The sequence below is a fragment of the Alteromonas sp. G4i13 genome (assembly GCF_054960505.1).
Window position 1 is genome coordinate 1 of the sequence record NZ_JBHNYX010000062.1, and the last position, 20,787, is coordinate 20,787.

15 protein-coding genes and 1 pseudogene are annotated in these 20,787 nt (G+C 45.4%); 5 read left to right on the forward strand and 11 right to left on the reverse strand.

The window, feature by feature from the left end; translation table 11 throughout:
• Window positions 1–14 precede the first annotated feature (14 nt).
• The 4 genes from ACFI6J_RS19760 to ACFI6J_RS19775 all read right to left on the reverse strand — a co-directional run bounded on the left by ACFI6J_RS19760 (window position 15) and on the right by ACFI6J_RS19775 (window position 4,881).
• On the reverse strand, window positions 15–557 hold the full coding sequence (locus ACFI6J_RS19760) for a CreA family protein (protein WP_014975792.1): 543 nt from the start codon (window positions 555–557) through the stop codon (window positions 15–17).
• Window positions 558–625: 68 nt separating this feature from the next.
• Entirely contained in the window at window positions 626–2,209 is a 1,584-nt protein-coding gene (hutH, locus tag ACFI6J_RS19765) for a histidine ammonia-lyase (protein ID WP_462586340.1), read from the reverse strand.
• A 2-nt stretch (window positions 2,210–2,211) separates the two neighbouring features.
• Window positions 2,212–3,951 (reverse strand): urocanate hydratase, encoded by a 1,740-nt coding sequence (gene hutU / locus ACFI6J_RS19770; protein WP_462586341.1) that lies wholly within the window; start codon window positions 3,949–3,951, stop codon window positions 2,212–2,214.
• 105 nt (window positions 3,952–4,056) lie between these two features.
• Entirely contained in the window at window positions 4,057–4,881 is an 825-nt protein-coding gene (locus ACFI6J_RS19775) for a UTRA domain-containing protein (protein ID WP_458726871.1), read from the reverse strand.
• A gap of 192 nt (window positions 4,882–5,073) precedes the next feature.
• Here ACFI6J_RS19775 and hutI point away from each other — a divergent pair, with 192 nt between their 5' ends.
• Together hutI and hutG are read left to right on the forward strand one after the other, a co-directional pair.
• Window positions 5,074–6,333 carry an imidazolonepropionase gene (gene hutI / locus ACFI6J_RS19780; protein ID WP_462586342.1) on the forward strand — a complete coding sequence of 420 codons (1,260 nt, stop codon included), beginning with the start codon at window positions 5,074–5,076 and terminating at the stop codon, window positions 6,331–6,333.
• Entirely contained in the window at window positions 6,326–7,294 is a 969-nt protein-coding gene (hutG, locus tag ACFI6J_RS19785) for a formimidoylglutamase (RefSeq protein WP_462586343.1), read from the forward strand. The genes hutI and hutG overlap by 8 nt, the downstream gene beginning before the upstream one ends.
• A 34-nt stretch (window positions 7,295–7,328) precedes the next feature.
• Here hutG and sstT read toward each other — a convergent pair whose 3' ends face one another.
• The 5 genes from sstT to ACFI6J_RS19810 form a co-directional block, all read right to left on the reverse strand.
• The gene (sstT, locus tag ACFI6J_RS19790; protein WP_239259776.1) at window positions 7,329–8,549 is read right to left on the reverse strand and encodes a serine/threonine transporter SstT; all 1,221 of its coding nucleotides are present in this window, start codon (window positions 8,547–8,549) and stop codon (window positions 7,329–7,331) included.
• Between the two features lie 114 nt (window positions 8,550–8,663).
• Window positions 8,664–10,085 carry a S41 family peptidase gene (locus ACFI6J_RS19795; RefSeq protein ID WP_462586344.1) on the reverse strand — a complete coding sequence of 474 codons (1,422 nt, stop codon included), beginning with the start codon at window positions 10,083–10,085 and terminating at the stop codon, window positions 8,664–8,666.
• 125 nt (window positions 10,086–10,210) lie between these two features.
• Window positions 10,211–13,948 carry an AAA family ATPase gene (locus ACFI6J_RS19800; protein ID WP_462586345.1) on the reverse strand — a complete coding sequence of 1,246 codons (3,738 nt, stop codon included), beginning with the start codon at window positions 13,946–13,948 and terminating at the stop codon, window positions 10,211–10,213.
• Window positions 13,949–13,952: 4 nt separating this feature from the next.
• Window positions 13,953–15,500: an exonuclease subunit SbcD gene (gene sbcD / locus ACFI6J_RS19805; protein ID WP_462586346.1), complete on the reverse strand. Its 1,548-nt coding sequence runs from the start codon at window positions 15,498–15,500 to the stop codon at window positions 13,953–13,955.
• Between the two features lie 263 nt (window positions 15,501–15,763).
• Entirely contained in the window at window positions 15,764–17,056 is a 1,293-nt protein-coding gene (locus ACFI6J_RS19810; protein ID WP_462586347.1) for a TMEM143 family protein, read from the reverse strand.
• Window positions 17,057–17,721: 665 nt separating this feature from the next.
• Here ACFI6J_RS19810 and ACFI6J_RS19815 point away from each other — a divergent pair.
• Window positions 17,722–18,033: pseudogene (locus ACFI6J_RS19815) on the forward strand (PAS domain-containing protein); the annotation flags it as partial.
• A 123-nt stretch (window positions 18,034–18,156) separates the two neighbouring features.
• Window positions 18,157–18,564, forward strand: coding sequence for a methyl-accepting chemotaxis protein (locus tag ACFI6J_RS19820; RefSeq protein ID WP_321825600.1), 408 nt, complete (start codon window positions 18,157–18,159; stop codon window positions 18,562–18,564).
• A 125-nt stretch (window positions 18,565–18,689) separates the two neighbouring features.
• On the opposite strand, the gene ACFI6J_RS19825 is transcribed toward ACFI6J_RS19820, so the two are convergent.
• Window positions 18,690–19,013 (reverse strand): DUF3718 domain-containing protein, encoded by a 324-nt coding sequence (locus ACFI6J_RS19825; protein ID WP_342288528.1) that lies wholly within the window; start codon window positions 19,011–19,013, stop codon window positions 18,690–18,692.
• Window positions 19,014–19,335: 322 nt separating this feature from the next.
• Here ACFI6J_RS19825 and ACFI6J_RS19830 point away from each other — a divergent pair, with 322 nt between their 5' ends.
• Entirely contained in the window at window positions 19,336–19,938 is a 603-nt protein-coding gene (locus ACFI6J_RS19830; protein WP_462586348.1) for a YigZ family protein, read from the forward strand.
• A gap of 130 nt (window positions 19,939–20,068) precedes the next feature.
• On the opposite strand, the gene ACFI6J_RS19835 is transcribed toward ACFI6J_RS19830, so the two are convergent.
• Window positions 20,069–20,605 carry a redoxin domain-containing protein gene (locus ACFI6J_RS19835; protein WP_342288529.1) on the reverse strand — a complete coding sequence of 179 codons (537 nt, stop codon included), beginning with the start codon at window positions 20,603–20,605 and terminating at the stop codon, window positions 20,069–20,071.
• Window positions 20,606–20,787 lie beyond the last annotated feature (182 nt).

Consider the following 20,787-nt stretch of genomic DNA (forward strand, 5'->3'; position numbering starts at 1 on the left):
GTTGATGCGTTTCGCTACGCGGGCTTTTTAAACGCTAGCGTTTCCCACAGTGGTACCGTAGACAAACTATGTTTATAGCTGCCAGATGTCTCTTTGGTGCTGTAAGACAAGTAAATCAGCGTTTTTGAGTCGGCATCGTAAATTCTTCGAAGCTTCATGTTTTTGAAAAACACGCTCTTAGATTTTTTAAAAATTACTTCACCTGAATCTGACTTATCAATGGCGTTTAACATCTCAGCCGTAATAGGGCCGGTTTGTCTGCACGCGATTGAACTGTCTGATGGATCCGACAAATCAAGGTTCGCTTCAATACTTGAAATATGGCAGGTTACACCTGTCACTATGGGGTCTTGAAGCGCATCAATTTTAATGTCTTTTGTGGTAAAAAGACCAAGAGACACATCGCCCACTTCGCTGTCGCTACAGCCTGCCAACGTAAACACCGACGCGACGAGTAACCCCAGCACAGTGCTTTTCACAAAAGAGCCGCTCTTAAAAGTGCCTTTCATAGAAGTACGAGCCTCGTATGAACTTAACCAACGTCCATTTGTTTTCATATCATTCCCACCTCTACTCTATTGATGATCTTTATTTGTTTACTCGAAATACCGAGCCTGTGATCATTTTAGCCTAACAGGTTTAACTGTGTCTTATCCATAAGGTCGTGCTGCTTAATAAGTTGCTTTGCCTTTTCAATGTCCGGCGCAAAATAACGGTCTTTGTCGTAAAACGGCACTTGGTCTCTTAGTAGCTGCATCAACACTTGGAGCTTTTCGCTGGTTTTAAACGGCTTCCTGAAATCTAACCCTTGGCAGGCCGCTAACCACTCAATGGCCAATATACCTGCCACGTTATCGAAAATATCTCGTAAACGCCTCGCGGCGAAGGTAGCCATAGACACGTGGTCTTCTTGGTTCGCAGACGTAGGCAACGAATCGATAGATGCGGGGTGCGCCAGGGTTTTGTTTTCACTAGCAAGCGCCGCACAGGTAACCTGCGCAATCATAAAGCCCGAGTTTACCCCACCATTTTCAACCAGGAACGGTGGCAAACCACTTAAATGCGTATCAATCATTAGCGACATTCTGCGCTCCGACAGTGCGCCAATTTCAGATAGTGCAATAGCCAGCATATCTGCCGCCATTGCCACAGTTTCCGCATGAAAGTTTCCGCCAGATAGAATATCGCCAGTTGGCGTATCAGCGTCATCATTATTTTCAACAAAAACCAACGGGTTGTCGCTTACCCCATTAGCTTCAACCACCAAAATCTCTTGAGCATAGCGCATTTGCTGTAAACACGCTCCCATCACCTGTGGCTGGCAACGCAGAGAGTACGGGTCTTGTACTTTTTCACACCGTTGATGTGAATGACCAATCTCTGAGGTGTCTAGCAATGTTCTAAACGCAGTCGCCACATCGCTCTGGCTTTTGTGGCCACGCACTTCGTGGATCCGCGCGTCGAACGGCACGCGGGAACCTAACGCGGCCTCAACAGTAAGCGCACCAATACCAATAGCACTATGAAGCGCATTTTCAGTATAAAACAACCCCTGAAGTGCAAACGCTGTCGAGGCTTGCGTGCCGTTTAACAGTGCTAAGCCTTCTTTGGGTGCCAGCGCAATTGGCTGCATACCCGCAATTTCAAGGGCTTGGGCTGCACTAATTCTCTCTCCTTTATAAAACGCTTCCCCTTCCCCTAACAGCACCACACTCATGTGTGCTAAAGGCGCTAAGTCGCCGCTGGCGCCTACCGAGCCTTTTTCAGGAATGGCGGGATAAACCTGTGCATTAAACAAGGTAATGAGCGCTTCTATTACGCTGAGGCGAATACCAGAGTAGCCACGGGCCAAGGAGTTAATTTTTAACAGCATGAGCAGGCGCACAGTATCTTCTTGCATAAAGTCGCCCGTACCGGCCGCGTGCGATAACACAATACTGCGCTGTAATAGCTCTAACTCATCAACATTAATACGGGTATTAGCCAACAAGCCAAAGCCAGTATTGATACCATAGACAGTCCGGTTCTCTTTAATAACGTTAAGCACCACACGCTCAGCGGCATTTATAGCGGGTATAGCACTTTCATCTAACGATAAATGAACGTGGCTTCTATGCACTTCACGCAATTGATCTAACGTCAATGTACCTGGCACAAGATTAAGCTGCTTAACACCACCGTTTTCAGTAAAAAAAGACGAATGCGACATGACTATTTCTCCCCACCAGAGCTTTTGTTCGAGCTTGAATGAGTGCCTGTTCTATCGGGGATTTGGTTATTAGCCACGCTATTGACCATGGGAAGATCCAAGCTGTGCTTGGCAGCACAGTCTTTTGCAATGTCGTAGCCTGCATCTGCATGACGCATTACGCCCGTGGCAGGGTCGTTATGAAGAACCCGAGCAATACGCTCAGCCGCTTCGTCCGAACCGTCACAAACAATCACTACACCCGAGTGTTGGCTAAAACCCATTCCTACACCGCCACCATGATGAAGGCTTACCCAGGTTGCACCACCCGCTGTATTTAATAGGGCGTTCAGCAGCGGCCAGTCCGAAACGGCATCTGAACCATCGAGCATGGCCTCTGTTTCTCTATTGGGTGAAGCTACCGAACCAGAGTCGAGATGATCCCGTCCAATCACAACTGGCGCGCTTAACTCGCCACTGCGAACCATTTCATTAAAGGCAAGCCCCAGCTTTTGTCTTTCACCCAGTCCCACCCAGCAAATACGCGCGGGCAGGCCTTGGAATTGAATGCGTTCTTTGGCCATATCTAGCCAGTTATGTAGATGGGGGTTGTCGGGTATAAGCTCTTTAACTTTAGCGTCCGTTTTATAGATATCTTCCGGATCGCCTGACAGCGCAGCCCATCTGAAAGGCCCTATGCCCTGACAAAAAAGCGGTCGAATATAAGCAGGAACGAAACCTGGGAAATCGAACGCATGCTCAATACCCTCTTCTAGCGCCATTTGTCTAATGTTGTTGCCATAATCAAGAGTAGCAGCGCCAGCTTGTTGGAAACCAAGCATTGCTTTAACTTGCAGCGCCATCGACTGTTTAGCACTTTTCACAACACCCGCTTCGTCTTTTTTACGCTGCGCCTCAGCCTGATCTAGCGTCCACCCCACTGGTAGATAGCCATTCAACGGATCGTGAGCACTGGTTTGATCGGTTACAACGTCAGGGATAATCCCTTTTGCTAGCATATCGGGAAATACTTCAGCAGCGTTGCCTAATAGGCCAATTGATACAGGCTTCCCAGCTTTTTTGGCTTCTTCTAGGAGTTGCATGGCTTCTTCTAACGAATGCGCTTTTTTGTCCAAATAGCCCGTGCGAATTCTGAAATCTATGCGAGTTTCATCCACCTCCACAGCTACCATTGAAAAGCCAGCCATGGTTGCAGCTAAAGGCTGTGCCCCGCCCATACCGCCCAAGCCACCAGTCAAAATCCAGCGTCCTTCAGCGCTTCCTTCAAAATGCGTTTTGGCCACGCTCACAAACGTTTCATAAGTCCCTTGGACAATGCCTTGCGAGCCTATGTATATCCATGACCCTGCGGTCATTTGCCCGTACATCATCAAACCTTCTTTATCCAGAGCGTTAAAGTGCTCCCAGTTTGCCCAATGCGGTACAAGGTTAGAGTTAGCAATTAACACACGAGGTGCATTTTCGTGAGTGGGAAATACCCCAACAGGTTTGCCTGATTGAACCAGCAACGTCTCATCAGTATTTAAACGCTTGAGTACTTCGACAATTTTGTCGTAAGACGCCCAGTCACGGGCCGCACGCCCAATACCGCCGTAAACCACCAGATTTTGCGGATGCTCCGCAACGTCTGGATCCAGGTTATTCATTAACATGCGAAGCGGCGCTTCCGTTTGCCAGCTCTTCGCATTTAGCGTACTGCCTCTTGGGGCACGTATTTTTCTTGTAGGGTCGAGGCGTTTCATAAACTTCTCCTAGGCATATTCTTACGTTTGCCGATTTGTTTTTTATTAGGAAGTGTCATCTTTTTAGAAAGTAGTGAGTTGCTAGCGCCTTTGGCGCGATGACACTTAGAACTCCAAGTGTCCTCCCAAGCGGTATCGACTGCCTGGGTGATACAGCACCGCGTGGCTAACCACTGCGCTTGAACTCGCTTTTGGACTATTATTTAAGGATGTATCTGACGTAGCCTTCAAACCGTTCTTTAACTCGGCATTCGCCGTTGAGGGCTCGCCAATATTGCTCTCATCACTCGTTATTGCGCTGGGCACTCGAGAGAAGGTTCGTCGAGTAATCTTCAGGCACGGCTCTTTAGGCTTAATCAATAGTGCTTGTGCAATATCTTTTTCAACAATCACAGCTTCTACGCTATGGTCGGCTTGTGAAAGGGGCGCGACCTGATTCAAATAAAAGTTTGCAGTTTGAGCTTTAAAATCTTTATCTAAATAGTCGTTAATCCACGCTGGGTTAACCCACCTATCTTCATACTGCACGGGTAGATTGTTCTCGCAGTGTACGATAATGCTATGAAATACTGGCTCTCCCACATCGATTCCCAGTCGTTGAGCAATAGCATCACTGGCTGGCGAGGTTTCCAACACTAATATCTCGTTAGTGTATCTATGCCCCCGCTGCTCTATTTCATCGCGAATGCTTTTGATCTCAAGCATTGAGCTCATAGGGCGACTATCTGACACAAACGTGCCTATCCCCTGGCTGCGCATTAAAATGCCCTCGTCCACCATTTCACTTAACGCTCTTCTAGCAGTCATTCGGCTTACACGGTGCTGCTGGGCAAGTTGGTTTTCTGAAGGCACTTGGCTACCCGGCTTCATCTCACCACTTTCGATGGCATCCAAAATTGCTGTCTTAATTACTCTGTACCGAGGTTGCATATCGTGGCCATTCACAACTAAATTGTTAATAATATGCTAACAGCATACTTGTATATACAAGTATGCACAAGTACACTGAACTCAAAATTTACACTGCGTTTCAGTAAAGATTCTGGACAAAGCCAGACAAAGAACTAGACGACTAGTTAGACGAAAAAACCAGACAAGAGGTGGCTTAGAGTGGAGCACGTTATGGGTTATCAGTACGACACGCTTATTTACAATGTTCGCATTGCGTCTATGCAAGACAACGAGTTGCCTTATGGCGAATTACCGCCACACGCCATTGCCATAAAAGACGGCAAAATTGCTGCGTTACTTCCTTGCGATGACTCACTGGGCGACGTGTTTGAGCAGGCCAAAAGCGTAATAGATGCCACCACTCTAATTCTCCAAAATGAAGGTTCAACGCCCAAACGCCCGTGGCTATTGCCTGGCTTCATCGATTGTCATACGCATCTAGTGTATGGCGGCAATCGCGCCGAAGAATTCGAAATGCGATTGCAAGGCGCAAGTTATGTAGACATTGCGCAGCGCGGCGGTGGTATTAAAGGGACGGTTGAAAAAACTCGACGCTCTGACGAAAACACCCTGCTTCACACTGCGATAAAACGCGCAAAGCGACTGTGCGAAGAAGGTGTTACCACCATTGAAGTTAAATCAGGTTACGGGCTGGATTTAGACACTGAAGTGCGCATGTTACGCGTGGCTAAATCCCTTGAGCAGCATCTTCCTGTGAGTATTAAAACTACCTATTTAGGCGCTCACGCCCTGCCCAATGAATTTGCTGACGACTCAGAAGGATATATCGATTTCATTTGCAACGAGGCACTTCCTCACATTGCTTCGCAAAACTTGGCTGACGCCGTTGATGTATTTTGTGAAACTATCGGTTTTTCAACTTCACAAACAGAACGGGTGTTTAGCTGCGCACAGCAGCACGGTTTACCCATTAAAGCTCATGTAGAACAGCTTAGCGACAGCAAAGGCGCAGTGCTAGCAGCTAAGTACGGCGCACTTTCGGTAGACCACATCGAATATTTAGCTGACAGCGATATTCCCTTACTTGCCCAAAGTGGCACCGTTGCCGTGCTTTTACCAGGCGCTTTTTATTACCTAAGTGAAGTTCAAAAGCCGCCGGTAGACGCCCTAAGGGCGCACAATGTGCCCATGGCCTTAGCCACTGACTTTAATCCAGGTAGTTCGCCGTTAGCCTCAATCCTTACAGCGATAAATATGGGGTGTGTGCTGTTTCAACTTACGCCAGAAGAAGCGCTACGAGGCGCCACTGCAAACGCGGCTAGCGCACTTGGGCTGCACGACCGAGGTGTTATTGAATCAGGTAAGCTTGCTGACTTAACACTGTGGGATATCGAAACGCCGGCAGAGCTCGCTTATTGTATTAATGGCCACCGCCCCGTTGCGGTGTTTAAGGAAGGTAAACATGTTTAAGTGGCAAGGCAGAATAGACAGTGAAGACGGCATTGAGGGCCTACGTTGGCATCAAAAAGTTAACGAACTTGAAGTCGGCGAAGATAATTCATTAGCCAACGCCGTTACCCTTGTTGGTTTTGAAAGTGATTTAGGTGTGGCATTTAACAAAGGCCGTGTAGGTGCAGCTGCTGGTCCAAACGCTATTCGCCAGGCGCTTGCAAATTTACCCTGGCACTGGCCAAGCGCAGCTTTGGCTGATTTAGGGAATGTTACCGCTAAAGAGAACTTAGCCCAGTCACAAACCCAATATGCTGACGCCATTTGCTATGCGCTCAAGAAAAATGATGGTTTGGTCATCGGTCTGGGAGGGGGACATGAAATTGCATGGGGTAGCTATCAAGGGGTTTTCAATGCTAAGCCCGAAAGCGCACGCATTGGTATTATTAATTTCGACGCCCATTTTGATTTAAGAAAGCCTTCACCAAACACCAGTTCAGGTACGCCGTTCAGGCAAGTGTATGATCACTGCCAGTTACACGACACACCGTTTCATTATGCTTGTTTGGGCGTATCGAAAGCGGCTAATACACCAGCGCTGTTTAACTTTGCCAATACGTCCAACACGCGCTATTTAACTGATGTGGCGTTAAATGATGAATCACTGTGTATGCAGCGAATAGATGAGCTACTATCTCCGATGCTAAAAGACATCGATGAGCTTTACGTCACTGTATGTTTAGATGCATTTCCAGCAGCACAAGCACCTGGCGTTAGCGCGCCCAGTGCGTTGGGGATTTCCCCCACACTTGTTATCAACACGCTACACTTTTTAGCACAGCACCAAAGTACTTACGGATATCAATGGAGACTGTGTGACATTGCGGAAATGAACCCCAATTATGATATTGATAGCCGCACAGCAAAGCTGGCTGCACGGCTAATTTTTGAAGCAGTAGATGCAATAAGCTCGCACATTTAACGAGTTAACGCTTTAACGTTTGACGCTTTTATGTTTACTGGCCGCCTGCCCTTTCACACGCAGCGGCGGTAAACAAGACATCGGTGGAGCTATTTAATGCTGTTTCAGCAGAGTCTTGCAGTACGCCAACAATAAAGCCCACCGCAACCACCTGCATAGCCACTTCATTGGGTATATTAAACAGGCTACAGGCAAGCGGAATAAGCAGTAGCGAACCACCTGCAACACCTGAACTTCCACATGCTGATACCGCAGCGATAACGCTTAACAATACAGCAGTAGGGAAATCTACAGCAATTCCCAAGGTATTAACCGCAGCTAGCGTCAACACGGTTATTGTGATTGCAGCCCCAGCCATATTAATCGTGGCGCCTAACGGAATAGATACCGAATAGGTGTCTTCATCAAGCTTTAAGCGTTTACAAAGCGCCATGTTTACCGGAATGTTCGCCGCCGAACTACGGGTAAAAAACGCCGTAATACCGCTTTCTTTCAGGCATTTGAACACCAAAGGATAGGGATTCTTTTTGGTTGCCAGAAATACTAACAAGGGGTTGGTCACAAGTGCGATAAATAGCATCGCGCCAATCAGTACCGTTAATAAATGAGAGTATCCAAGCAATGCTTCAAAGCCCGTTGTAGCAATGGTATTAGCTACCAAGCCGAAAATACCGAAGGGCGCGAGTTTAATAACAAAACCCACCACGGTTGTTACGCTATCTGCCATATTTTGAAGTAGCGCTTTCGTTGCCTCGCTAGCATGACGTAGACCTAAACCTAGGCCTACAGCCCACGTGAGAATACCAATGTAATTTCCATTTACTAATGCATTTACCGGATTATCTACCATGTTATAAAGCAAAGTAGTAAGGACTTCCGACACACCTTTCGGCGCAGCTTGGCTAACATCTGAAGTCACTAAGCTTAAGCTTGTAGGAAAAGCAAAGCTTGCCAACACGGCGGTGAGCGCGGCCAGTAGTGTGCCCATCAAATAAAGCACAAGCACGGGTTTGATAAAGGTTTGCTCGTTTTGCTTATGGTTGGCGATGGACGCCATGACCAAAACAAAAACCAATAAAGGAGCAATTGCTTTTAGGGCTTTTACAAATAAGTTACCCAATAGCCCTGCTGATTGAGCAGCTGAAGGTGAAAAACTCGCTATCGCAATACCGCATACGATACCAATGATAATTTGCAGTACCAAACTGCCATTCATGTAGCGCTGAAACAGGCTGGGGCGTGACGTTGAATCCATAAATGTTGGTCCATTATTATTTTGACGACGCACCATAAAGGATAACGTTACACAAATGAACCTGTTTGGTCTTAGTTACTCGCAAATAACCGTATGCTTGCCGTTTATAAGGGTTTACATGCCTTCAAGTATCTTTTGCGTATAAGACGTCCACTGGTAAAGAGGAAGTTCTCCATCAATATAATAGTCTGGCTGAATGCCTACCCCATCAATGGCCATATGCGGAATGCGTAAACTTTTAGTCAGGCTGTAATACAAAGTAAAAGTACCGCTCGGCGAATCAGTTTGATACATGTTAGAAATATCGAGTACACCTGCGGTAGTTTGCCCAAACAGCTTTACTTTTTTGCTTTGTTTAGCCGCCAGTAAGAACTGCTCAGCGGTGCTGCCATTACTTGAATCAACAAGTACGCCAATACTCTTCGGCAAGGGTTCAATTTTGTCGAATGTCTCCACCGTTACGTCTTCATCAATATTGATGTAGCTGCCGATGTGTTGATTAAGAATGTCGTACCCGTATTTTGCCCATTGCTTTTCTTCTTCACTAAAATGAGGGTTTTGCAAAAAGCCAAGCATTCTAGAATTGTTAAGCTCGGTAGATAAGTATTCCATGCCTACAGTGCGAATAGGGTTAGTGTATAAAATAGGGAGTAAAGACGCATAGCTTACGTCACTACCACCACCGTTTCCTCGGATGTCGATAATGAGGTTTTCAGTTTTTAAAATCGTGTCTAGGTGCTTAGCGATAACCGCGTCGATGTCTTTTTTGAAGGCATGATCGAAAGCCGGTATGCGAACTAACACAGTGTTCTCTGAAACTTTCTCGAATAGCGGAGCCTTTGTACTTAGTAGGCGAACATAGCGTGTTATTTCAGGCGACGATTCTTGTCGCGGTTCCTCTCGCGACATAACGATAAAGCTATTGCCCAACACCACTTCATTGTTACCCAAGAGTGTCATGGTATCGATTTGTCGGGCGGAGTGATCGCCCATAAAAAACGTCACTTTTGCAGTATTGTTGTCTTCAGGGTCATTAACGATGAACTTTACTTGTCCCGCCTTCCATGAAGGGTTGGTACTTTCAACGATATAAGCTTTATGGACATTGCCCTCTTTTTTTAAGGCAACCGTATAGCTTGAGAATTGCCAAATCCCCTCAAGAGTTTCGTCACGCTGGCTTTTCAAATGTTGTTTAAATGCCGATAAGTCGAAATCATGCACTACCGATTCGCGTACCGCTTCCTCTGAGCCATTCGTATTTAGCGCAAGACCAATGTGCCCCTTGCGAAAAAATGTAAGCCAGTCGCTAAGCACTGTGTGGCATTGCGCTTCGCTTTTCGCGCTTTGTACTCGCGCCAAAATCGCACTATTGTGGGCCGAATAAAGGTCCTGCCCTTTTTTCTCGACGCTATATTGAAAACCGGCATCGTTGTTTTCAAACGTGCTTTTTAGCCATGCAAACTCACTTTCACACTGAAAGGTACTACCAAACGAACAGAAAGAGGCAAAAAGAGGGAATATCGCAAATCGTTTCACTAAATATGATGTCCATATCTACTTTTAATAACGATAAAGTATCATAAAACCATGATCTTGCGAGCATTTACCAAGCACATACTTGTAAGCAAACGTTTTAGCTACTAATCCCTAAAGCGGTGAGTTCACCCCACCGCATAAGGTTTTTCGAGTGCACTTAACCCCACACCGTTGCGTTTAATCACTTTAAGCTGAGTAGGAATACGCTCTTTCATGGCTTCAATATGGCTTATCACACCAATCATTTTTCCGCTGGCATTTAAGTTGTCTAGTGCATCAAGGGCTACATCCAAAGTTTCAGCATCAAGAGTGCCAAAGCCTTCATCTAAAAACAGCGAGTCGATACTGGTCTTGTGACTGACCAAGTCAGATAAAGCTAATGCCAGTGCAAGGCTCACCAAAAAGCTTTCTCCGCCAGACAGGGTTTTGGTGTCTCGCACTACGTCACCTTGCCAGGTGTCTAGTACACTTAAACCTAATCCTTCGTTTTCTTTTCGAATTAACTGATAGCGACCGTGTAATTTATCAAGCTGCTGATTAGCAAGCTGCACTAAGTTGTCCAAAGTAAGCCCTTGTGCAAAACGTCTGAATTTGTCGCCGCTGGCCGAACCAATTAACGAGTGCAGGTAAGTAATATCATCGTAATAGGCCTCAAACGCGGCCATCTCATCCACAAGCTGCTGCTGCCTTTCGCGGGCTTGATTGTTAGCGCTTAGCTGCTGTTCAATTTGCCCTAAAGAAGATAACAGCGTGTCACGCTGCTGAGCTTGCTGGGTAATTTTCGTATCGAGCCACTGTGCACCGTGCTCTTCTAACTCGCTCTGCCACTGCGCTGCATTAGCATGGGCTTTTAGAGATTGTTGGGTAGCTAGCGCGCTTTCTTGCTTTAAGTCCGCTTGTTGTTTTTGCTGAGCTAATCGCTTTTGCAGTTCAAGCAAGGTGTTGCGGGTATCTTCGTCTAAAAGCGCATTACTAAACGCTTGCTCGTCGGCAAATGGGCTGCTCGCCAACTGACGGCTAAAGTACTCTGTTGCCTCTGTAAGTGCTTGCTCTTTTTCCCGCATTTGCTCATTAAGCTGGGCAATTTCTGCTTCTAAACGAGACAAAATAGTGTCCGTTTGTTGCAGGCGAGATTTGCATTCACTCACGTTTCGCTCAGCCATTTCTTGGGCAGCGCTTGCCTTATTCCTTGTTTCAGCAATATTGCCTTCAGGGAATACGGTTGTGCGCGAGTCTCGCAGCGCCTTTAAACTATTATCTAGCTGCACAAGCTCTTCGCATACGCCCTTAAGCTGATCCTCAGCGCTTTCTATATCACGATTAACCACAAGCAAGTTGCTACTTACCTCTTGCAACTCATCTTTAAGTTTGGCGTGTAGCTGATGATTGTGTTTATAGGTTTTTAGCGCTTCGGCTTTTTCATTTAGCCACGAGGCAATTCCATCAATAGTCAAGTTGTGAATATCAGCACCGTGCGCCGTCATAGTCTCGCTGAGCGCTAAAATACCATCGTTAACCCTTTTTGTTTTACTCTCTAACTCTGTATTACGTTCGTTAAATTGCTTTTCCAAGGTTTCGCGCTGCTGCAGAGAAACTGCAAGTTCTGACTGCTTGCCTTGTAATGCCTGTTGCGCTTCATTTTTAGCCTGCAGTGCAGCATTTAGAGCTTGCTCGCACTCTTCTAAACGGGTTAATTGAGCACTAATATCATCAAGACGAGTTTTAAACTGCTGGGTAAATTGAGAGACGCTTTGCGATGTATTAATGTCGACCTTTTCAAAGCTCGGTATATCAGCGCTAAGTACGCTTGAAATCTGCTGCCACTTTTCTAGCAGCGTATCTCGTTGCCCGCTTGCCTGTTCTAGCTGCTTATTAACCTGAGCAAGCGTGAATTCAGTTTGTGTAACACTTTCTTTTGCCCGCGCCCCTTGCTGCTCAATATCATCTAACTGCTGGTTTAAGCTATCTCGCTTTTGGATAGTTTCAGGTACATCAATAACCACGGTAGACGTGGTGTGTTCGTTAGCCCCACAAACAGGGCATGGCTCGCCACTTTTTAACTGTGCGCGAAGGTGCGCCACTTCAACATCCAGGGCGATAAGCGCCTCTATGTCTTTTAAATTACTACGAGTTTGCTTGTAAGCATCAACCAAGGCTTGGCGGTCAGATTGCTGCTGTGCTAGTTGCTTCGCGAAGTCTTCTCTCTGCGCACTCAGCGATACTCTGTCTTGCTCTAGTGCCAAATATTGCTGTTGAATATGCCCTATCTGTAATACGTTATCCCAATGATGAAGCTTGGTATCACGCTCTTGCTGAAGACTTGCTTTACTGGTTGCATTAGCACTATTAGTATCACTTGGTTTGTCAGATAGCGCGGCCTGAAGTGCCTTTTCGCACTTGGCTACTTGCGCGTTTTTGTCATCGAAGGTCTGCGTTAACGCGCTTAACGACTCATTTGTTTTTGCGATAGCGTCATCTAGGGATGAAAGCGCCTGACGATGATTATTTACGCTTTGTGTCAGTGTTTCTAACTGCTTTTTATCATGTTCAATATGGCGCGCCGTTTCACTCCAGCCACTTATAAATTCCGCTATACCGCTAAGTGATTGATGTTCACGTAAGTAGGTTTCCAGTTCACCAAGCTTGGTCTTGTTATCTGCCGAAGCGTTTTCGATTTCTGTGCGCTTTAGCGTTAACGCGTTTATTGACTGCCTTAAACGTGCCGCGTTTTCGTTTGCTTTTTGCTGTTCAGTAGTGAGCTGCGCTATTTGGTTATCTAGCGGAACTACCTGCTCATTTATGCGCTTTTCAAGCTCACTGCTTTGTTGCTTTGTAAGAACTAACGCTTGTTCGGCATGGGTGACTTCTGAACTACGTTGTGCCTTTTGCGTCTTTAAATCGGGAAGCTGAGCCGCCTTCTCATCGAGCCTTTCTTTATAACGGGTTACGTCTTGCTGAAGCCCATTTCTTTGCAAGAATGGCAGGCGAAGCTTTTCAGCTGGCTCACTTTGGGTTAAAAGATCAAGTTCTTGTCTCGCCTCATTGATGGCGTTATCCGCGGTCTGCTGCGCTGCGCTGGCTTCTTTAATGGAGAGCTCATTGGCGTTAAACGCTTGTTGCCACTGCTGTTGCTTTTGCAGTTCAGCAAGTGTTTGGTTAAACGCTGAAACTTGGCTCTTGGTTTGTGCTTGCCCTTCTTCAAGCTGGGCGATTTGCTCGTCGCTAAGCAAGGTTACGCCTTCCAGCTTTATCGCGAATTCTTTTTTCTTTTGTTTAGCGTCACTAAATTGCTGATGTACTGCCTGTGATATCTGCCCGTAAATTTCAGTGCCAGTTAACTCTTCAAGCAGCTCGGCTCGGTCGGCCTCGTTAGCATTTAAAAACGCAGCAAAATCCCCTTGCGACAACATCATAGACTTGGTGAAACGGGCAAAATTAAGGCCAGTCAGCTTTTCAATCTCTTCGCTTTTCGGCCTAACTTGGGTAGCCAATACCTTACCGCTTTCAACTTCGGCCAGCTCAACATCAGCACTTTGCAGGTTACCGTCAACTTTCCCTCTGGCCCGACGCATACTCCAAAACGCACGGTATGCTTTCCCCTTAATATCAAACTCAACCTCCGCCAAACACTCCGCCGTGCCGCGGGTCATGATGTCGTTGTTAGACGTTGAAATTGGCCCCAAGCGAGGGGTTTGGTGATAAAGCGCTAAACAAATAGCATCAAGTAGGGTGGTTTTACCTGCCCCTGTTGGGCCAGTTATGGCAAATAGGCCATTGTCGATAAACGGCGACTGAGTGAAATCTATCTTCCACTCCCCTTTTAGGGCGTTTAGATTTTTAAGGCGTAAGGTCAGTATTCTCATTGTATTACACGCCTTTATTTTCTGTTGTGTTTGCCAATGAGGTCTCTACTGGTGCTTCAGCATCTTCATCATTGGTGTGCACTTGCTCTACTGCTTCATTGAACAGCTGCCTTATCCGGTTTATGCGTGAAGCGCTTTTTTCTGAACCGGCTTGTTCCATTGCTCGGGTGCTTTGGTCGTCATCTAGCAGGGTTGCTTGTGCCGACTCAGTTGGTGCCGACTCACTTGTTGGATTATCTTCTATGCTCTCCAGTGCCAAACGCGCTTCAAATACATCGTTTACCGATAGTTCGCTAAGCTGGACGTTTTGCTTTTCTGTTAGGCTATTTACTGTGCGCTTACGCTTGCGTTTCAACTGTAAAATTTCAGCGTTTTTCCCTTCTAACAAGCCCTGAATACGCTGCTGTAGATCAGTCAGATAGTCTTCTGTTTCAACTTCAATGCATAACCACACTGGGTCTTTAGAGCTAATGGCGTTATCCGTTGCGCTAAGGGTTTTATTTATTTCGCTAGCGGCTTTATCCATTTCGCTATCGGCTTTCTGATTAGCCACAGGGGCCGAGTTCGTATTGCTGTCATCATCTGTTTGAGAAGCTAACGTGATGGCTTTGCTTTTATTAATGCCCGCCTCAATCGCTTTTAAGTCGCCTTTTATGACTTCCATGGCCTGGAAGCGCGGTACCGGAAGCGTTGAGATAGTTGGCGTTGTGCTTTCAGATTCAAACGCTACCAACAACACTTGCTTTTGTGTGTTTAGTTCGTCAAAGCTGAGCGGTATAGGCGAGCCTGAATAGCGAATGTGTTCTGTCTTTGCGACTTTCTGTGGCCTGTGAATATGCCCAAGTGCAATATAATCAGCGGGCGGAAACCCCTTAGCGTCAAAGCCTTCAAGGGTGCCAATGTAGATATCGCGTACACTTTCTGACTGACTCACGCCCAAAGCGGCTAAGTGCCCGGTAGCAATAATGGGAATGGCAGCGCTGTTTTCACTGCCCTTCTCTCCCTGTTTTTCTTCAATTGAAGCACGCAGTGACAGGGCTTCATTATAAAGCGCCCCGTAATGCTGCTTTATTGCATCGCCCAGCGCTTGACGCTTGTCAGTGCCGCTTTGCCCTGCCTCACTAACAAGCACATCACGCGGGCGAATAAAGGGTACGGCACACAGTACGGCACTGGGCTGCCCCTTGCGATCGTTAAGCGTAATGACTTGTTCACTCAATTCGCCGTATGTACTGGCAATTACGTGGCTATTTAAGTATTTAAGTAGCGCCTTACTTTCGTTCAATACCGATACTGAATCGTGATTTCCCCCCAGCACCACCAATGTACACTGCATGCCCTGTAGCTCACCAATAAACGCATGGTAAAGCTCTCTGGCGTAACTAGGCGGCGTGCCCGTGTCAAACACATCACCCGCGACAATAATCGCATCTATTTGATGCACTTCTACTTGTTGAAGAAGCCATTTAAGGAAAGCGGCGTGTTCGTTTTTGCGACTTTTCGTAAAAAAACTCTGACCTAAGTGCCAGTCAGATGTATGCAATATTTTCATGTAGAAGTGAACCAGGCTTGTTGCATTGGAGATAGAGAAACGCATTCGGCGCAATGGCGCTGCTGCTATGGAGTGTCGAGGTTGGTCAACGCACCGTACAGCAACTATAGAGATTTTGTGGTTTTATGACAATGGATTGATAGCGTAATTGTTCGTTTGAAATAGTTATTTCTGCGTACTGCTCATCGAGAAAACTGGTGTCATAAAGCATACACTGTGGAAAATGCTAGCTCGCTTTGAATAGAGGCCGAGGTAAGCGCAAATTAAACAGGCTGATAAATATTATCCCAGTAGTCATCAAGTATCTTCACAGCATCGTTAAGCGCCCGCGCCACAAAAATATCGCCGTATTGTTCGACTAGTTCCATGTCCATCAGCTTACTAATAGCGTCAGTAACGTCGAAATCGAGCGCACAATCAAGCTCTTCTGAAAAGTAACTTTCTATCACACTATCAAGAGTTGCTAATGTCATGCCGCCCGCGGCAATCTCTTTTTCTGAACGTGATGTGCCAAATGCGGCGGAGTTTTCAGAAAAGGCTTCACTACACTTCAGCAAAAATGTGTAGGCCAACAGTGCTTCCTTGCAGTCTTCTTCCTCTGCTGCACCAATTAACGTATGAAACACGCCTGCATTATTGTCTAAATTTTTAAAATAGAGATTGTCAGACAAGGCTTTCATAAACCTGATTTTTCTGTTTTTAAACTTTGTCCATTCATTAAAGATAAAGCTGCCGAATACACCCATGCCAATACCAAAAGTGATTAGACTTTGCTTAGTCAGCTCCACTTCGTCGTCTTTAAAGCCAAGCCAAAAGGCGAGGAAGGAAGCCATGAGAAGTAACGACGCGCCTAACTTAGTCACCAGCACTACGGTGCCACCTATTGCCGCCGATGCACTAATGATCAACTTATCTAGTGGACGCATTTTGACTTCAGTGTTTGGAAACAGCATCTCCAAGTCTGCTTTAGGTACGTTTTGAAAAAGCTTCTCTATGGTGGAGCCAGGTTTAAAGGTGACTGGCGTTTGCCCTTTCTCTTTGAAGTAGGCTTTATCTTTAAAAGTGATATAAACAGCCACTTTGTCGTAGTTGGTAAATGACACCTGCTTTTTTCGCAACCCGAAAAAAGTACGCAGCGTTTCAGTTTTTACCGACTCGCCCCGTCGATAAAACACCACATCCTCAAAGTCTTCGAAGCTAACCGCAAGGCGCACTTTAAACAGCGACTCTTCGTTTAATGCTGCTTCTAAATCTTCGTTTGTGACTTTTTCAAAATTGGCTGCGTTTAATAGATTGGCAAACGCACTCGAAAACGCCTTTTGGCTTTGCTTCCTAGTAGCTTCACTTGAAGATGTAAGATCGCGGGTGTCTTTGTTTGGGTCAAAATCGTTATAGCTATCTTTCAGACCCTCAATTTGCTCATGATATTGATAGTGTATGCGATTAACGAGCAATGTTGAGAACGTACGAAAAAGAGTCCTCTCTTGCACAATTACGTTTTCACACAATCGACTAACATCATGTTTGCGAAATGGGATAAAGCGTTCTAGTGGCATTGAGTGGTCTTATTAGTTCGAATGTTTCTTATTAGATGGAAATAGTTACCGTACTGTAACAATGAAAACAACCACTTATAGATAAATTAAGCCTAATTGATAATGCCTTAAACATAGGCTTCGCCTAATGTCTAAACGACATAAATGTTAAATATAGCTAACATAGACTACACCAATTCTTAATTATACTTGTAATTTTCGGAGACGTTATGTTCGTATCAAGTTCTCGATACAACACTGACATATCGGCGCTTAGGGATGAGAGCAAAGGCTTGCTTGGTACGCTGGATGCGTTTAAAAACACTATGGCTTATGCCATCTATAGTACTGATGGACAGTGCACATTTGCCTCTCCCCTATTACTTTCCATTTTGGATTACCCAAATTCAACCGCAACATCGTTTTCCCATGCGGCAATGCGCGTTGAAGGTGTTGAACCTGAGTCACAGTACAAATCGTTTTGGCAACACTTGGTCAATGGCGGCAGCTTTAGCGACACGGTTGCAAGAAAATCGGCGTTAGGTGAAACGAAGTGGCTTAAGGCAAGTTACGTAGCGGTGAATAAGCATGGCGTTACAGAAATTCATGCCATTTACCACGATATCACTGAACATGAAAATGCCTATTTTTCCGGTAAAGCAGTGACTGACGCACTAAACAAGTCGATGGCGGTAATTGAGTTTCATCCTGATGGAACAATTATTACGGCAAATGAGAATTTTACTACCACAATGAAATACAGCTTGGCCGACATTCAAGGTAAACACCATCGCATGTTCTGTCGTGATAAGTTTTATCAAGAAAATCCTAATTTTTGGGATAACCTTGCCCGCGGTAATTTCTCTTCAGGCCAGTTTGAGCGCGTAGATGCGCACGGTAACGCATTGTGGTTGGAAGCAACGTACAACCCCGTGTTTGACGCTTCGGGCCGAGTAGTAAAAGTTATTAAATTTGCATCTAACATTACCGATGCAATTAACGAAAAGAATGCAATCGCACAGGCGGCGGAACTCGCAGTATCAACGGCAGAAGAGACGTCTCAAATTGCCCATGAAGGAGCCTCGTCACTTCAACGAAGCGTTGAGATTTTCAATACAGCCATGTTAGAAGTTGAGCAAACCAATCAACTTATGCACGAATTGAGTGAGCAATCGCTAAAAATTGAAACCATTGTGACAACGATTAGTGGCATTGCTGAGCAAACCAACCTTTTAGCACTAAATGCTGCTATTGAAGCTGCACGTGCAGGCGATCAAGGTAGAGGATTTGCTGTAGTAGCAGATGAAGTGAGGCAGCTAGCGCAACGTACCAGCGATTCGACTGTGGAAATTGAAAGTGTAGTGGCAGAGAACAGAAAGCTTGCTGACAAATCCACGAAGAAAATGGCAGGCGTTAAAGACAGTGTTGATCAAAATAGTCAACAGATTGCGCAAGTGCAAAGCATTATTGATGAAATTCAAAAAGGCGCATTGAATGTATCTGAAACTGTATCAGGTATTCTACGCTAGCAGTCATGTTAAATTAGTAAAAAGGGCTGTTGTATCATCAACAGCCCTTTTTTAATCCGCTTTTACACACAAACTATTTTTCGCGTACGCATGCGTACAAGCCTAGCACCGTTTAATTGTGGGGGTTATTTTGCGTGCACCACGCTAGCAATCTGCTGCTGTTGAATATTCAGGTACTTCTTGATGCTTTCCCCGTTCTTGCCATATTGATCAACAAACGCAGCGACAGATAGTCCGTTACATGTCATGTCCTGTGCTACGTACTTTTTATCTAGCGCAGATTCTTTAATTTGTTCATGTAGCTTCCACTTGTTCCCGGTAGCGGCAGCAACGCAAAGGCTAGAGGTCACCGAATCGTCGGTAGGCTTAAATTCTACAGAAGCTAGAGCACTTCCGGTGAACATAGAGGTAAGAGCAACAATAGCGATAGCAGTAATACGTGATTTCATAGCATGATTTCCTTATTGGGACGAAGTTACGTTGTTGTGGCGTTACGCCTTGGCCACACTCATATTCACTATTACAATCACTGCGCCAACTTTACAAAGCCATTTAAATTCAGACACTTAACCACAAACCTAGAAATAAGCATCCGCTAGAACGGTAAACGAAATACGACCTTTCAAGATAATTCGCCAAATAGTAGTATTTTTGACCACTGCGTTCTATCTGAGCCTATCGTCGTCTAAAATTTCGTTTTAATAAGCGATAAAACACACTGCTTACCTTATTTGGCTTAAATAAAAAATTGTCTTAGCTTACAATGCGCTGATGACTTATCCCGTTCCAGCTAAACAGGTTGAAACCCTGTACGAAATTAAGAAAAGCAAATTCATTGCTTGTGCCGGCTTTGCAAATTCTCGTGAAAGTGCAATGGCGCTTTTAGATAGTGTGAAACAACGGTATCCCGACGCCAGACACCATTGCTGGGCTTATGTTTTTGGCAACCCTACCTCGCCAAGTAGCGCGGCGATGGCTGATGACGGCGAGCCTAGCGGCACTGCCGGTAAACCCATATTAAATGTACTCCAGCACAAAGATATCGGCGACATTATGATTATTGTCACGCGGTATTTTGGCGGAATTAAATTAGGTGCGGGTGGATTGGTAAGGGCTTACTCGGCTGCAGCACAGCAAGCTATAGATGCTCTTGAGGTAAGACAAGAGATAAAGCTGGAGCCGCTTAGCGTAGACATCGATTTCAAACATGAGCAGTTTGTACGTCACTTGGTAGAGCAAGCTCAAGGTAAAATTGCGAACTGTAACTATGGAAGCAGTGTGGTAATAAATGTTGAGCTACCTTTAGATGCACTGGAAGACTTTAGAAAGCAGATGGCCCCCATTGCTTTTTCAGTGTCATTTGAAAACGAGTAAGTCCTAGAAAACAATAAGCAAGTGATAAAATTAGGGCTAGCTTTTGATGGTTTCTATATGTAAATAAAAAAGGCTCTGAAAACCACCAGAGCCTTACCTTTTAATCACACATAACTAGCGCCCGTTGACCTTATCCTTTAAAGGTGCCTCGAATGGGGTAGTTGTTATCTGGCTTACGTATAAACTCCAAGCCTGATACGAGTTGCTCTAAGTCTGGGCGCACAAACGGCGCATTTGCTATTTCAGCAATATGAATGTCGTTTTTTTCATTCACTACAAATAGCGCAGGTTCAGCAAAATTGTGGTCGGTTTCTTTATCTGAACGCGGCTTGGAGATGTATAGCCCAAGTTTTTCCATATCTTCTTGCGAGAGACCGTAAGCAATAGGGAACGTAATCGACAGGTCGTCTAGATGCTCATCGAGCTGTGCTTTGCTGTCACCACTTACAGCCACCAAATCAATATTGAGCTCGCGTAGACGACCTTTATAATCTTCTAATTTGTTCAGGAATTTAGTACATATTGGACAGTGTTTACCGCGATAAACAACCACCATTTTCCAATCACATCCCTCTTCTTTATTGGTAAGCGACACCGTTTCCCCTGTCGATAGGGTTGCTGAGACATCGGGAAATGTCGTTGCTGGATGCATTTTTTGCGTATACATAAAAACTCCTTAAAGTCGGTTTAATCCTTCAAAGTACAAGCGAGATCGCGATAAGCCGCTTTGTACAGATACACATCAAAGTAAAATTCTATACGTTGTACCCAACTTTCAGATCGTTTATTTGAACAATTGTTCAAATTATTATTGTTTTTCCTCTCGCGTTTTCTATACCAGTAACAGAC

Excerpts from the sequence above, each read along its gene's own strand:
- ACFI6J_RS19760 (WP_014975792.1), bottom strand. The coding sequence starts at position 557 with ATGAAAACAAATGGACGTTGGTTAAGTTCATACGAGGCTCGTACTTCT.
- hutH (WP_462586340.1), bottom strand. The coding sequence starts at position 2,209 with ATGTCGCATTCGTCTTTTTTTACTGAAAACGGTGGTGTTAAGCAGCTT.
- hutU (WP_462586341.1), bottom strand. The coding sequence starts at position 3,951 with ATGAAACGCCTCGACCCTACAAGAAAAATACGTGCCCCAAGAGGCAGT.
- ACFI6J_RS19775 (WP_458726871.1), bottom strand. The coding sequence starts at position 4,881 with ATGCAACCTCGGTACAGAGTAATTAAGACAGCAATTTTGGATGCCATC.
- hutI (WP_462586342.1), top strand. The coding sequence starts at position 5,074 with ATGGGTTATCAGTACGACACGCTTATTTACAATGTTCGCATTGCGTCT.
- hutG (WP_462586343.1), top strand. The coding sequence starts at position 6,326 with ATGTTTAAGTGGCAAGGCAGAATAGACAGTGAAGACGGCATTGAGGGC.
- sstT (WP_239259776.1), bottom strand. The coding sequence starts at position 8,549 with ATGGATTCAACGTCACGCCCCAGCCTGTTTCAGCGCTACATGAATGGC.
- ACFI6J_RS19800 (WP_462586345.1), bottom strand. The coding sequence starts at position 13,948 with ATGAGAATACTGACCTTACGCCTTAAAAATCTAAACGCCCTAAAAGGG.
- sbcD (WP_462586346.1), bottom strand. The coding sequence starts at position 15,500 with ATGAAAATATTGCATACATCTGACTGGCACTTAGGTCAGAGTTTTTTT.
- ACFI6J_RS19810 (WP_462586347.1), bottom strand. The coding sequence starts at position 17,056 with ATGCCACTAGAACGCTTTATCCCATTTCGCAAACATGATGTTAGTCGA.
- ACFI6J_RS19820 (WP_321825600.1), top strand. The coding sequence starts at position 18,157 with ATGTTAGAAGTTGAGCAAACCAATCAACTTATGCACGAATTGAGTGAG.
- ACFI6J_RS19825 (WP_342288528.1), bottom strand. The coding sequence starts at position 19,013 with ATGAAATCACGTATTACTGCTATCGCTATTGTTGCTCTTACCTCTATG.
- ACFI6J_RS19830 (WP_462586348.1), top strand. The coding sequence starts at position 19,336 with ATGACTTATCCCGTTCCAGCTAAACAGGTTGAAACCCTGTACGAAATT.
- ACFI6J_RS19835 (WP_342288529.1), bottom strand. The coding sequence starts at position 20,605 with ATGTATACGCAAAAAATGCATCCAGCAACGACATTTCCCGATGTCTCA.